General features: G+C 38.8%; 10 protein-coding genes. 3 read left to right on the forward strand and 7 right to left on the reverse strand.

Annotated features, from left to right (window positions below):
• Positions 1-647: 647 nt before the first annotated feature.
• Both IEV57_RS17500 and IEV57_RS17505 read right to left on the reverse strand, forming a co-directional pair.
• On the reverse strand, positions 648-1,589 hold the full coding sequence (locus tag IEV57_RS17500; protein ID WP_188444340.1) for a terpene synthase family protein: 942 nt from the start codon (positions 1,587-1,589) through the stop codon (positions 648-650).
• A 186-nt stretch (positions 1,590-1,775) separates the two neighbouring features.
• Complete coding sequence (locus IEV57_RS17505; RefSeq protein ID WP_229744557.1) at positions 1,776-2,369, reverse strand: hypothetical protein; 594 nt, start codon at positions 2,367-2,369, stop codon at positions 1,776-1,778.
• A 1,204-nt stretch (positions 2,370-3,573) separates the two neighbouring features.
• Between IEV57_RS17505 and IEV57_RS17510 the strand changes: the two genes are divergently transcribed.
• On the forward strand, positions 3,574-4,074 hold the full coding sequence (locus IEV57_RS17510) for a MauE/DoxX family redox-associated membrane protein (RefSeq protein WP_188444377.1): 501 nt from the start codon (positions 3,574-3,576) through the stop codon (positions 4,072-4,074).
• 394 nt (positions 4,075-4,468) lie between these two features.
• Entirely contained in the window at positions 4,469-4,738 is a 270-nt protein-coding gene (locus IEV57_RS17515) for a hypothetical protein (protein WP_188444378.1), read from the forward strand.
• Between the two features lie 34 nt (positions 4,739-4,772).
• Here IEV57_RS17515 and IEV57_RS17520 read toward each other — a convergent pair whose 3' ends face one another.
• The 5 genes from IEV57_RS17520 to IEV57_RS17540 form a co-directional block, all read right to left on the reverse strand.
• The gene (locus tag IEV57_RS17520) at positions 4,773-6,122 is read right to left on the reverse strand and encodes a RagB/SusD family nutrient uptake outer membrane protein (protein ID WP_188444342.1); all 1,350 of its coding nucleotides are present in this window, start codon (positions 6,120-6,122) and stop codon (positions 4,773-4,775) included.
• A gap of 18 nt (positions 6,123-6,140) precedes the next feature.
• A complete protein-coding gene (locus IEV57_RS17525) occupies positions 6,141-9,320 on the reverse strand; it encodes a SusC/RagA family TonB-linked outer membrane protein (RefSeq protein WP_188444343.1) in 3,180 nt (1,059 codons plus the stop codon).
• An 86-nt stretch (positions 9,321-9,406) separates the two neighbouring features.
• Positions 9,407-10,708 (reverse strand): TlpA family protein disulfide reductase, encoded by a 1,302-nt coding sequence (locus IEV57_RS17530; protein ID WP_188444344.1) that lies wholly within the window; start codon positions 10,706-10,708, stop codon positions 9,407-9,409.
• Between the two features lie 2,550 nt (positions 10,709-13,258).
• Positions 13,259-13,396, reverse strand: a complete 138-nt coding sequence (locus tag IEV57_RS17535) for a hypothetical protein (protein WP_188444345.1) — start codon at positions 13,394-13,396, stop codon at positions 13,259-13,261.
• A 12-nt stretch (positions 13,397-13,408) separates the two neighbouring features.
• Complete coding sequence (locus IEV57_RS17540; RefSeq protein ID WP_188444346.1) at positions 13,409-13,606, reverse strand: hypothetical protein; 198 nt, start codon at positions 13,604-13,606, stop codon at positions 13,409-13,411.
• 124 nt (positions 13,607-13,730) lie between these two features.
• On the opposite strand from IEV57_RS17540, the gene IEV57_RS17545 reads away from it, so the two are divergent.
• Entirely contained in the window at positions 13,731-13,958 is a 228-nt protein-coding gene (locus tag IEV57_RS17545) for a helix-turn-helix domain-containing protein (RefSeq protein WP_188444347.1), read from the forward strand.
• Positions 13,959-14,221: the final 263 nt, after the last annotated feature.

Raw genomic sequence — 14,221 nt, forward strand, 5'->3', positions numbered from 1 at the left:
TTCATGCACATTTATAGTCATAACATTCGACCTGCGCCGCCGTGCATGGTAAAGGGATGTGTACACGTGACCGGGAGTCCCGGCTGTGGATGTTTTTAGAAATATAAGTGTCTTTCGGGACGATAGGGGGACAAGTTAATTTAGAAGGGATGAAGGATGAAAAAGAGGAAAGGATTGGAAAGGATGAAAAGAGGAAATGGTGAAAGGAAAAGGTGAAAGGTTGCATGAATTTGGCGGACTGAGACCTCTCTCCCGAATGCTTTCGGGATCGAGGTGACAGGGAAGTGAAAAGATAGGAAAGTGTAGATTCAATCTAGGCTTATAATGCTAGATGTAGGGGTCGATGTCTTCTAGGGGGATGCCTGAGAATTTGGAGAATTCTTTGATGGTGACGAATTGGTGCGGTTCTTTTTTGAAATATATGCGCATTTTAGTGAGGAGGTCTTGGGAATACCTCTCAGATCTATCTGTTATCCTTTGGATATCTTTGGGATATATGACACATCTTTTCTTAAACATGTTTCAAAACCTATATTTGAAGGGATTTTTTGACTTGGCGTTTTGATAAATAGATTGGATTAGTTTTTGGTAGATTAGAAGATTGGAAGATTGGAAAATTTGGGAGCGCGTATTTAGGAGTGAGATCTTTATTGCTTTTCGATGATGTTTCCATTTAGGTTGTTGTGGTATCTGATGGTTTCGGAAGTGGACCAATAGTGGCTTCCTGCAATCATATATTTTAGCGCTTGAATATATTTGGAAAGGATAGGGTTGTTTTTGTCCTTAGTTAATGAACAAAGTTGAATGAATTGAAATAGTAGTCTATTGTGTTTTTGCTTCGCTATTTCCATTGATTCATCTACTGAAAACTTATGTTCTTCCATCAAAATAATCAAGAAATTATGAATGGATCCTTCATTCATCTCTTTGTAAAAAGATCCAATATCATTGGCTAAACAGATTAAAGAAGTTGCTTTACTTTCTAAGTAGTGTAATTGACAGCCTTCAATTTCCTTATCCTGCAAGGGAAATTTGATTAGAATTTTCATGAAATAAATTGCTAAGTATGCACCTGAAGAATAAGGCCTTTTAAAACAATATTCTTGAATTGGTGGAATTTCCTTTGAGTTGTTGCTCTCTAATTCCCATTGTTGAAATTCAATGTATTCCTTAAAGCTTTTCGTAAATTCTTGATAATCTTCTTTCGTCACGACTTCCCTCCATTCAGATGTAAATGAATTAAATGCTTCGGAAAAAGGGATTTTAATTTTGGATTCTTCCTCATTTAAAATATTTATATAATCCAGGTATATAGCTTCAATTTCATTTTGATCTGCATGTTTTAAATTGTCTGTTAGATCATCAAGTAAGAAAAGAATTAAGTAGAACTTCGTGACAGGAAGTAGCAATTGTTTTTGTGCGTTTGGATATAAACAAGATGCAAAAGCATTAATCTTCATCTGCTTTACGGCGTTAACCTGTTTTCTAGTCTTAAGCAGACCAAAATGTACTGCCCAGGATGTAGTTAATTCATCTAATTCATCTGAAAGTGGATTGATCATGCTTTCGAAGGGATATAAAAATTCCATATTGTAGTTATTTATAGTTAATAAAATTGATATATATCATTATCCGCAATGAGACCAGTATGTGATTTTATTGTAAATAATCTTGCGGATAATTGTCAAATGTCGACAGCTAACAGTCCATAGCAATTAATTTAGGATTTAGATTATTTTAAGTGGCTACTGGTAAGAAAGCGGATATATATTGAGTTATTTGAATGATCGAAATTCATTAGCTAATTCTTTTCTTATTCTAAAAACTGATCTTTCCGGAATATTTAATATCGCGGAAATTTCTGCAACCTGAAGTTGATTAAAAACAGGACAAAGTTTTTGAAGTGTGTTGTAAGCTTCCTTTTTTTCCAACCAATGCAGTCTTTTCCATTGTCGATCAATTTTTGCTATTCTATGATTGATTCTGAGTGCGAGTTTAGCAAAAACAGGAATGTATTCTATCACACTGAACTCATCTGACTTTTGGAGCTCTCCAACTTGAACATCAGTAAAAGCTTTTAGTGTGATATTTGATGTTTCTTCCGACCGATAGGATTCAAAATCGCAGGCAGTATCGGGAGCGCTGAATACTTTTCTACAATAAAATTTCTTAGCTCTATACTCGTACTCAGCGATATCACCTTTAAATATGTATCTGCTAACTAATTCGAGTTCGTCATGAGACTTTAGAATTTCTCCTTTTTTATAACACTTAATCTTAAGAAATTGAAAGAGTTTGACATATTCCTTGTGGTCAATGATCATTAGGTCATCATAATCTTCTTTCATTTGGGTTATCAAATGCTCCATTCTGTGCGTCATTTTAAAAGTTTTGAAATCACTAATTTTAAATATCCAATATGAGATACTTACCGAAACACAAAAAACTTGTACAGCGCAACGAATTGTGTTTCAGACCATAAACAAAAGTGAGATTCCACTCTCAAATAATAAACTATAACCAATTTTGATTTAAAATATTTGAAAAAGCAAAATAATTAGTAATTATTTTAATATTAATTATGGTTTTTCTGCCAAATGGCAGGGGGTAGATAAATTTTTTAAATGATTTTTACCACAGATAAACACAGATTGACACAGATGTTAATGATCACTTGCGGATCCTCCCTAAGGAGAGCCAGGACTTCATACAGGAGGTGAATGCGCAGATTTTTAGCGCTGAAGAGTTGGGATTGAGACGAATGAGGAGATGAACCTCCAAAGGATTTTTTACCACAGATGAACACGGATGGACACGGATGAAAAAAGGGAGTTCAATCTGAAGACTTGAACCATAGTGAGCATCCTCCCTTTCAGTGAACAAGCCATACCCTTTTGGGAGGCAGGACTAATCGAAATTCGTCACGTCCGAATCAGAATTGTTGAGTGGAATTGTAGGTTTATTTCCAAATAGTAAGTATTCGCTACCGAGTTTCAATCGAGATCCAATATCGGTCGTACCTACGGCACTAGAGGAAATGAGATTTTGCTTTTGTCCCAGCAATAAATTGCTGGGTTAATATGTCGGTCATACCTATGGTATTTGGATTTAAAGTCTGGAGACCTTGAAGGGCAGTTTGAAAACTTCGGTTAAAAAAGGTCCAAGCCTACTTAAAGTACGTGAAGCAAAAGACTTGAACTAGTGGTACTATATCGATCGTACCTACGGCACTAGAGGGGATGAGATTTTGCTTTTGTCCCAGCAATAAATTGCTGGGTTAGTATATCGGTCATACCTATGGTATTTGGATTTAAAGTCTGGAGACTTGAATGGATAGGGTCCAAGCCTCCACAATGGAGGCAAGTCTGAAGACTTGAATGGGTGGGGTCCAAGCCTCCCGAAAAGGGAGGTAAATGTGAAGACTTGAACCATGGTGGTATTCACCTTAAAAGTATGCCAGGTGGCAGGAAGATTCTTGAATTCCGTTTTTACTGCCAAAATTTTTTGCTTGGTGTAGGTTTTGACTTTAGATTTATTCCATAAGTTATTGAATACCTGTTGAATACATAAATAATGAAGAACAAAATCAAAGATTTCGTCACTAATACCTGCACTTTGATACTTGCATTTGTATTTATTTATACAGCAGTTAGTAAGGTATATGACTGGGAAGGAACTTGGGATTCTTTATATAATCAGGTATTCCCTATTTGGTTTGCAGATATTCTATTCTTTGCATTACCTGTATTGGAAATAGGGATTGCTGGATTGTTAGTCTCGAGCAAATGGGAAAAAATGGGACTTTGGCTTTCGGGTATCTTGATGGTCTTGTTCACAGGATATGTGGGTTTGATCTATATAGGCTTCTTTGATAGGGTGCCTTGTTCTTGTGGAGGAGTGATTTCTAGTTTCAGTTGGGGGCAGCATTTGCTATTTAATTTATTTCTACTTGGGGTTGTGGGGGTTGGGTTGAAGTTGAAGGAGGAAGGCAGATGGAGGAAGGATGAAATTAAAAAAAGGGAAAAGGGAAAAGGTAAAAGGAAAAAGGGGAAAGGGGAAAGGGGAAAGGTGTAAAAGGATGAAGGCAGAAGGATGAAGGAGGAATGAAAAAAAGGGAAAGGTTGTGAAAGGATGAAGGATGAGGGATGAAATTAAAAAAAGGGGAAAGGTGGAAAAGGATGAAGGATGGGGGATGAAGGAGGAAATTAAAAAAAGGGAAAAGGATGAAGGTTAAAAGGGTAAAGGTAAAAAATGATGAATGTAGAATTAAAAATATCGAAAGATGGAATGATATGAAGGTGTAGATACAATCTACCCCTAGGTAGCAAAAAAAAGAAATTTACGGCTTGTGAAGCTACTAGGTGGTTGCCAAGCGAAAGTAGGGGGATAAAAAAAACCGGCCGTCCCTCTCGGAAGGGTGTGGGCCCAAAACGACCGGAATTATTATTAACAATTAATACATAAAATTATGAAAAATAATATCAAAAACCTCCTACGTGGAGGTGTAATGATGCTCGCTGCGGTATTTGCTTTTGCATTTACTCAGCCACAAGCTCAGATGGGATTTGCTCCTATCTTTGATCAGCAAAATCCAACTCAGGTAATTGGTTGGGTGGATGTTTCGACTCTCCAAGAGGGGATTGATTACGAATGTAATGATAATCCAACCCCTTGTTTGTACGAGGAAGAAGATCTCCAATCCCAAGTTGTTCGAGAAGGTGTGTTTGAGCTTCTTTAAATCAGAGGGCAGGTGATTTACCTGCCCTTCTTCTTTATCTCAAATTTTGCTCAATCCCACTTTGATTGATTTCCTGCGGAGGAATTGGAAGCACATATCTTGGGGAATTTGGTTCTAAAATATATTCTTCACCCATGATTACTCTTCTTAAGGTTTGTGCTAAGGCTGGCTCTGTATTCAGCCTTTTGAGGTCTGCCCATCTTATCCCTCTGAAGATTAATTCTTTCCTTCTCTCTTTTAGAATCAACTCCAAAACTGAATTTGTTCCGGTTAGATCTATGCCTTCAAAAGTCCCTTGTTCAAATCTTTTCTCTAGCAGTGAATTTAACTGTTCTACTGCCAAGGACTCCTCTCCTAGCCTTGCTAGAGATTCTGCTCGATTGAGCATGATTTCATTGTTTGCTAAACCGGTGAACATTCTAATTCCACCTGTATAGTTACCCAGAAAGTTGTTTCCAAAGCCTCTGTTTCTAAAGAATACACGCTTTCTTAAATCATCTTCGGCATACATGTCATAAATCTCAGGATTTACAAAAGAGAGTGTACTCGCTCCCCAAGAGTATGTGAGCATTTCATTATAGAAAATGATTTCAGGATTTTCTAGGTTGAAAGAAAACAGAGAAGCAGTCTGCACCTCGTTATAATCTAGAAGATCATCATTGATATCTAGCGCTAAATCTGCATAATCCAATGATATTTGATACTCTTTCAGGTAAAGATTTACCCTTGACAACATCGCATAAGCGGCTCTTTTCGATGGTCTTGTCATGAAGTCATAATTGTCTGGTAAATCTTGAATCCCAGCTTCTAGATCCTGAATAATCCTTTCAAATGTTTGACTCAGATCAGTTCTGGTAATGACTTCATTGATATCAGGAGTCAACTTTAGCGGTAAACCTAGCTTTATGCTAGTATTTTGGGGATTATCAGGGTGGTCTGCAAAGCAGATTGCCAAACTGTAATATGCAAACCCTCTGTAAAATTTAGCTCTGGCCTCAATTAGCCTTTTCCTCTCTTCCTCTTCTTGGTTTATTGCATTGTAGTTGTCCAATCCATCCAATACTATATTTGCATAAAATATCTGTAAATATGGTGATGACCAATCTCCTCCTGAATCTTGGAAGATTTCTTGATTCCAGGTATAGGCATTTTGCTCAATGACACTTCTAAATCCTGCAAAACCATTATCCGTAGTCACAAAATCGTCTGAGGAAATCTGATGGACTGCGGGAGAAGTATTCATACCCCGAGGAGAGGCATCAAGCAGGGCTTGAAGTTCATCCAATGTTTCAGGCACAACAATATTTTTATTGGGTCTTTCGTCCAAAAATTCTGCACAGCTTGCCATTAAAAACATAATGGTCATGTAGAGTAGCTTTTTCATTTTCAAATTCTTTAAGGTTTACAAATCTATTTTCAATCCAAAAGCAAAACTTCTCAACGGTCTCATAGACCTAAAGTCAGGATCAATTGGAAGATCTGAATGTTTCCAGAGTAGTCCGATATTGTTTACAAAAGCATAAAGCTCTAGCCTATTGAATCCTCGAATGTCATCAAAGAGGTAAGAGACCCTAATATCTTGAAGCCTGATATGGTCACCCCTCTCCACTAAGATTTCAGAGTAACGGTACATATTGTCTCGATTCGCATTGAGCGCTAAAGGCATGGAGGGCACTTGTGTTACTAGCTCGTCCCCAGGATTTCTCCATCTGTTTCCGTAATCTTCATGTCCCAAGTCTCCATTGAATAAGCTATTGTAAAGGATAGAACTTCTTCTGAATACATGACCAAAACGGTAGGTAATATTCGCCGAGAGGCTAAATCCTTTGTAGGAAATATTATTGGAAATAGTCCCTACGGAAGTCGGTCTTGCAGGGCCATTGTAAATGATGGATTCTGGCGTAGCTTCATTGAAAATCGCTGCATAATTATCGCTTGGCTCTCCATTGAGAAGACCTAAAGGATTTCCATTATCGGGATCAAGTCCTCCCCAAGGATAGGAATAAATTGAAAATAAGGGTCTGCCTTCCAAGGGAAAGATTAAATCAGATCCTCCAGCAAATGCCAAATAACTAGATACCGCAGCTTGTGTTTCATAACCTGTTACCCTGTCTTTTACATGATTGTAGATCAATGATGCATCCCATCTGATGGCACTTTGAATAATCTTCCCTCTAAGAATCATGTCAAAACCTTGGGTCTTGGCACTTGCGAAATTTCCTCTGTAGGTAGATACGCCGGATGAAGGTGCCATTGGGATGGTCCCAAATAGATCAATACCATTTTTAATGAAATATTCAATAGAGCCAGATACTCTTCCAGATTTGGATTCAAAGTCAAGGCCTAGGTTGGTCATTTCTATTTTTTCCCAACGCAGATTTTCATTCGGTGGATTATTTACCTGGGCAAATGGTAATCTAGATACGGGATTGAAATTACCTTGTAATGCAGATGCTGTTGTAAAGGCAGTTACCGTCCTGTCAATATTTCCATTGAACCCATACGTAGCTCTTAACTTCAAGTATGGTACTGCTGACCAATTGTAAAAACCCTCTTCACTTAGAATCCAAGCCAAACCTGTGGACCAAAGGGGTACTGTCCTTTGATTGGCTCTGACACCAAAGAGGTTGGAAGCATCATTCCTTGCACTTGCTGATAAGATGTATTTCTTATTATAAGTATAGGAAGCATTGGCGAAAGCTGATACAAACCGGTCTATACTTCCAGAATGTCCCCCACCATAAGGGATGTTTGCTAATCTATTGTTATGAAAAGTTCTAAACCTGGTGAAGTAGTCCACGTTTTCAGAATTGGCAAATCGCTCTGAATAGCCATAGTATCGAATGCGATCTGTATCAGATGCCCAATCCTTGAGTTCTCCCCCACCCAATCCTGAAACTTGATGCTTCCCTATTGACTTATTGTAGGTTAGTTGTGCCCTTAAAGTATGGCTTTGAGCAAATACATCAGACTTGTTGTAGATTCCACCTAATGGGATTGCCCTAGTCAATTGCCTATCAGACTCCATTTGAGTAAAGCGATTGATCAAATCCCTCACTTCGAAGGTTTCCTGTGGGATTATTTCTCTGTTGTTGGTTGCATTTTGCCAGTACTGATATTGTACATCAACTTTTAGATCTTGACTAACCTTGTATTGTAAAGCTATATTGGCTCTCAGGTCGGTATTCTGTCTTCTGTCGTTTCTCATTCCTATTTCCTCAAGCGGTACAAAAGTCCAATCCAGTAAAAAAGGGTTGTCTAGGCCTTGGATATACCTTTGGGAGAGCCCTTGGATCACGGGTAAGGCATTACCCCCATCGTCTGCCAGTCTATCATAAGGAAATAGATCTGGCAATTTGGTCGTTTCTATGTTATTTCTCTGTGCATAATAGACACCTAGATTAAGCTTAAGCCTATCATTTGCTAAGTTCCAGGTGTTTTGGGTGGATAGGGTAATTCTATCATTTTTGTTCCCAATGATATTGGACCTGTTGTTGTCATAACCCAAGGACACTACATATTGGTGGGTAACAGTACCTCCACTGAGTGAGGCAGCGTGTTGCTGATTGATTTGTGGTTGGTAGAAATGCATTGCTAACTCACTTCTGGTATCAAAACTTTGGAGTGCTGCCAATCTCTCCTCATATTCAGCTTGTGAGATTCTACCATCCCGAAGTTGGATCATCAGTTCCACTCCTGGAGAGAGTGTTTGCCTATCTATGCTGACTTCTCTGGACTGATAAAAACCCCTATCAAAGAGGGATTTTTCTACATCGATAAAGTCTGAAATTTCCATTCTAGGTACATAGAACAAATCCGGGGCTTCTATGAAGTTGGTATTGGTATTGAAACTAAATCTAGGCTTGGTACCTGCTAGTCCTTTTTTAGTCGTGATGACAATAACCCCATTCCCAGCCCTAGCTCCCCAGATGGAGGCCGCTGCTGCATCCCTGAGTACAGTGATAGACTCTACATCATTTGGATTGATACTTTCCAATGGACCATCGTAAGGAAAATTGTCAATTACAATCAAAGGATTGGCATTGGCTGAAATCGTGGATCTGCCCCTGATGCTGATCGGATCTCCACCACCAGTTCGATTGAATACCAGACCGGGAGTGACATCTTCTAGTCTGTCGAGCAGGTTGGTGGATACTCGGCGATTGAGGAGTTCATTATCCACTTGAGCAAAAGAACCTGTGGCTCGCTCTTTGGGCAGTTCTTCATAACCTGTAGAGACAATTTCGAAAGTTTCCATACTAAGTCCTTCCTCTTTCAGTTCAATTTGGATAGGTTCAGAAATGGGAACAGAGATAGCTTGATCAATCGTAGCATAGCCTAGATAGGAAACTCTCAATATGGCTTCTCCTGCTGAGAGATTGAGTACAAAGACACCTTCTTCATCCGTTACAACACCTCTACTGCTTCCTTTGAGGATTACCATTGCACCAGGAATGGGTTCTTTGTTTACCGTGCTTACTTTTCCTGTTACAGGATAAGTAGATTGTGCTTTTATCTGCTGCATGCTCAACAATAGCAGGATGCAGCTTAGCAATTGTTTGATAAATTGATTACTGTACATATTTGATCATAAGGTTTGGTTGGATGTTGAATATTAATTAGTAAGAATTCCTTTCGTATTTTAGAAAGTACCGTGAGCGCCTATATTTATTGATTGACTTGTATATGGAGGATATCTATTACCAGGTCCTTTTCGACCAATCTCAAGTTGTAATTAGCTAGTGCTTCCTGTAAGTCTTCTATATTAAAAAGATTGCCTTCTAGACTAAGGTCAATGGGAAAGTCTATACCTGTTTCGTTGATCACTGGCCTTGGATATCTATGGAGATTCTTGATATTCAACAAGGAGATTAAAAACTCTATCTCACAGTTTTCCATGATCAGCTCGGTAAACCCTGCTTTATTAAATCTGATGGTTTTCTTTGATTTTAATTGATCAATGTCATCACCTTCAAATATCAGTGCATAGACAGGCCAAAGCTCCTGTTCAATTCTGACTTTATACTCTGGAAAAAGTAGGTCTAGGGCATTTTCGACTATTTGATCTCTTTTGGAAATCAAGTGCTTAGGAATGATGAATTCTACATTAAAACCATTGCCCTGTTTCAACCAGTCCAAATATTCAGCTCCTTTGATATCGGGGAAAAGTTTTTGCTTTAATTCAGGAGTCATCTTTATTCGGTTAAATCCAAAATACCGCTCATTCATTTTATCCCAATAAGCATTTTTAAAAATATTGATTAGGGGTTCGTTGATAAGAGAAATCATTAATGGACCATCATTCGAACCCAATTTCATCCTCACTTGTGAACTAAGACCTGATACATATGGAGATTTGGAAACTTGAAACTCTATGTTGTCTTTAAAGACCTCTGGATTTTCTAAAAAGATCTTCGAGGTATAATTGAATTTGACATCTTCAAAAACCTTATTTACGAAATTGATTTCACCCTTATCTATGAAGCTTCTGATGTTCTCTGTAGTCACATCCTTCCCTTCTGAGATCCCGACGACTTCTCCAGCTCCATTGACCCATACATAATTCGGTAGAGTCTTATGGGGGAGCATCCTCCTCAGAATATTATCCCCATAAATCATTGGCTTCTTGATGTCCTTTAGCTTAGGCATTCGGGCAAATAGCTTTTCTACTTCTTCCTTGTCTTGATAAGTCACTGGAAGGATCGCTAAGTCATCACCAAAAGCCTTATCCAGGGAGTCTAACTTCGGGAAGCTTGCCACACAGGGTGCACACCAAGTTGCCCAGAAGTCAAGGATCAACAACTTGCCTTTGTAGTCGGAGATCAAAATTTCACCTTCAGGATGGTTCAATACATTTTCAAACTTGAGGTTGGGGATTTGGTCTCCTATGTCTAGGGGTTTGAGTTTTTGTTGAGCAGTTGCGTTGAAAGCGAAAGAAAGTAAAAGCAGGAAGATTGTTTGTGATTTCATAGAGTTTAGGATATTGGTTGAATTGGTTGATTTAGTTATTGGTTGATTGGGTTAGTGGTTGACTCCAAGTTGAAAGGTTGGAATGTTGGAATGTTTGAACGTTGAGTTTGTGGTTGTTTCATGGTTATCAGTTGATTGAGTTAATTCCGCTACGCCACAGGCGCACAGGCGCGGCGAACAAGTGGTTTATTTAGTGGTTAGTTTGGTTTGGGTTTTTCATCTATAATGATCAGGATATTGATTAGTGGAGGTGGATTGGTTTCTGGTTCTGGGGGTTTGTCGGGTTGCATGGTTGTAGTGGATTAGGTTATTGGTAATTGAGGTAAAAGGGTAAAGGGAAAAGGTGAAAGGATGAGGTTGGAAGGTTGAAATGTTTTAAGGTTTTAAGGTTAGGTTAGAGTTTGATGTGGCGGTTTTGGGTTGTCATATCGAACAGAGTGAGATATTCCCGCAATGCTGCGGGACAGGCATCGTTTTGGTTACTGGGTTTACCTTCTTTTTTACTTCTTTTCTGTTTTTGTCGAGATGAGATTTTCCCGCAATTCTGCGGGACAAGCCTCCTATCGCCTCCCTAAAGTGAGGCAGGATCGAAATGACGAAGTAGAAAGGGAGGCCGGCGGGTTGAGTGGAATCGTGTTTGCCGGCCTGGGGAGCTATGGAGAATACTCCCCCACTCCGCCGTCCAATAGTGTCGTCACCTTCTGTGTCTCCGAACTACTATTTGGATTACTTATGAGGAAAGATGGACGGGGAGGCCCTTTGTAAGGGTAGATTTGAGATTTAAGATTTTAGATTGGGTCTCACGCAGATTTCGCGGATTCCGCTGATGGATTTTACCACAGATGAACACGGATGGACACTATCAATTTTAGAATGTAGAATGCAGATTTTAGATTGGGGGGCGGATTGGTTTCATGGTTTTAGTTATTAGTGGATTGAGTTGGATTGGTTATTAGGGATTGGAAGGTTTAGAGGTTTGAAGGTTTGAAAGTTGGGTCTCTCGCAAAGGGTCGCCGAGGTGCAGAGGACGCAAGGTTTGTTGAGGATGGAAGGTTTGAAAGTTGGGGGCGGGTTGGTTTCATGGTTTTAGTTATTAGTGGATTAAGGGATTGGTTGAGTGGGTTATTTGGTTAACTGGTTAATTGAGTTGGGATAAGTGGTTGGGATGGTGTCCTTTAGTCGTCATATCGAACAGAGGGAGATATCTCGTTTTGGTTACTGGGGCTCAGATTCTATAAAACACCTCTCCTACTTTTGACGAGATGAGATTTCGATCCCGAAAGCTTTCGGGATCGAAATGACAGAGTCTCGAAATGACGTGGAAGTCGAAATGACGGGTAAAAACCCCAGCACGGTGGGCAGGTATGTGGTCGCTGCAAACCAGTTTAGCATCACTTGTTTTTAGGTTAGACATAGATTCCACTGGCTGGGGGTATTGGGGTGAGGCAACCTTTCTTTTTTTTTAGTTATTTGGTTATTGGTTGAATGAGTTATTAGGGGTTAGAAGGTTGGAAAGTTGGAAGGTTATAAGGTTGAGTTTGTAGTTGTTTCATGGTTATCAGTTGATTAGGTTATTAGTGAATTGAGGTTAAAGGGAAAAGGATAAAGGTTTGGTAAGTGGTTGAGATGGTGTCCTTTAGTCGTCATATCGACCAGAGGAGCTTGCCCCGAAGTATTTCGGGGAGATATTCTCGCACCCCCATAGAAATCGGGAGCGGGACAGGCATCGTCTTAGTTACATGTTCCGATTTTTTTAGAACTCCTCTCCTGCTTTTGTCGAGATGAGATTTTCCCGCAATTCTGCGGGACAGGCCTCCCTTTCATCGAAATGACGTAGTGGGGTCGTCATATCGACCTTGCCTCACGATTGAGGGAGGCAGAGGGAGATATTCCCGCAATCCTGCGGGACAGGCATCGTCTTAGTTACATGTTCCGATTTTTTTAGAACTCCTCTCCTGCTTATGTCGAGATGAGATTTTCCCGCAATTCTGCGGGACAGGCCTCCCTTTCATCGAAATGACGTAGTAGGGTCGTCATATCGACCAGAGGGAGATATTCCCGCAATCCTGCGGGACAGGCATCGTCTTAGTTACATGTTCCGATTTTTTAGAACTCCTTTCCTAGTTTTGTGGTAAAAGAACACATAAGGGTATCCTTGGGTCATTTTTTGGGATGATCCCGAAATGCTTCGGTACTACCTAACGGCAGCCTAAGGCTGATACTTTTCGCTTCGTTCGGGGGCTATGGTCCTGATTATTTTTAGAAAAGGACATAGCTGTGTCAGGGAGAAAAAAACTTGGTTTTTTTCAAAGAGACAGAGAACGCGGAAGAGTTCCTGATTGCTAAGAAGATTGATTTTGGGTTCTTGCCTATCGGGGCTTCTGCAGGAGCGGGGTGATAGGAAGATTGGCGAGCGCATCCATGACGTATGTGTTTTGGAAAAGCGTATCTGAGTAGATGGCTCTTGGGAAAAAGATGATGAAAAGGCTGATAAACTTCAAGTTCTCGAATTAAGAACCTATTTGCTTCAGCTATTCATCGGTAAGCATTTCAAACTGGAGACTTGATGATATTGCGCTGGATTTCTTGTAGGGAAACCATTCTAGAAAGGAGCTTCACAACCAAATTCTCTCCTTCACAAACGGTGTTTGTCGATAGAATTTGAATATTTATTAATAGTCCTTTCATATTTCAAGTGCATTATTTTTCTGAATATGCTTTATCTAATTTTTCTAATAATTCATACACTACCTTTATGTTATTTAACATCTCAGGCGTGTGCCTGTTCTCAATTTTTATTTTGTTGAGAACTCCTAAAATTCCTTTGCGAAATTTTATTATCTCGCATTTTGAAATCCCAAATTGAATGTCATTTTCAACAGGGAAATTTTCATTCATTAAAAGCAAAGTGAATATTTCATATACAATTGTAAATAAAATATTAACACTATCAAAATAAAAAGTGAATAATTTTAATTAGTATGTCAATTTTATATATATTTCTGTTAATAATTTAGTAACTATGGCAACTAGACTGGGAGAATTCTTTCAAAAATACTCAATAAATAAATCAGAGGTGGCAAGAAAGATGAATGTTAATAAGCAAAGATTAACACAGTTATCTACAAATGAAAATGCACATCTTAAAGCTGATGAATTATACCTTATAGCATTAGCAACAGGAACCAACCCGTGTGAATTACTTGAGTATTTGTTTGAAGGGACCGAACTTCCTGATAAACAAAAGTAAAAGTGGTTTTTTGGGGCAAATAAAAATGATTAATAGAATCATATTAAATCATAAGTTAAATAGTCATTTATATCATTCGTTTATTTAAAAGCCTTTTAATTGAGGCTTTTTTATTGTAAAAATACCTAGTAGTTGGTATTTTTTGTTTGATGGGGAATTGGTAGGTTTGAAAATAAATAATAAAAATCCGCGATATCGTTGATAATATATCACTATAGAATTCTCTTAACTATATTAGCTATAGCAAAACTGATCTGGCATTA

Origin of the sequence: Belliella aquatica (assembly GCF_014637795.1) — a bacterium.
GTDB classification, from domain to species: Bacteria; Bacteroidota; Bacteroidia; order Cytophagales; family Cyclobacteriaceae; genus Belliella; species Belliella aquatica.

What these genes read in the sequence shown, in the direction of transcription:
- IEV57_RS17500 (WP_188444340.1), bottom strand. Translation starts at nt 1,589, where the DNA reads ATGGAATTTTTATATCCCTTCGAAAGCATGATCAATCCACTTTCAGAT.
- IEV57_RS17505 (WP_229744557.1), bottom strand. Translation starts at nt 2,369, where the DNA reads ATGGAGCATTTGATAACCCAAATGAAAGAAGATTATGATGACCTAATG.
- IEV57_RS17510 (WP_188444377.1), top strand. Translation starts at nt 3,574, where the DNA reads ATGAAGAACAAAATCAAAGATTTCGTCACTAATACCTGCACTTTGATA.
- IEV57_RS17515 (WP_188444378.1), top strand. Translation starts at nt 4,469, where the DNA reads ATGAAAAATAATATCAAAAACCTCCTACGTGGAGGTGTAATGATGCTC.
- IEV57_RS17520 (WP_188444342.1), bottom strand. Translation starts at nt 6,122, where the DNA reads ATGAAAAAGCTACTCTACATGACCATTATGTTTTTAATGGCAAGCTGT.
- IEV57_RS17525 (WP_188444343.1), bottom strand. Translation starts at nt 9,320, where the DNA reads ATGTACAGTAATCAATTTATCAAACAATTGCTAAGCTGCATCCTGCTA.
- IEV57_RS17530 (WP_188444344.1), bottom strand. Translation starts at nt 10,708, where the DNA reads ATGAAATCACAAACAATCTTCCTGCTTTTACTTTCTTTCGCTTTCAAC.
- IEV57_RS17535 (WP_188444345.1), bottom strand. Translation starts at nt 13,396, where the DNA reads ATGAAAGGACTATTAATAAATATTCAAATTCTATCGACAAACACCGTT.
- IEV57_RS17540 (WP_188444346.1), bottom strand. Translation starts at nt 13,606, where the DNA reads ATGAATGAAAATTTCCCTGTTGAAAATGACATTCAATTTGGGATTTCA.
- IEV57_RS17545 (WP_188444347.1), top strand. Translation starts at nt 13,731, where the DNA reads ATGGCAACTAGACTGGGAGAATTCTTTCAAAAATACTCAATAAATAAA.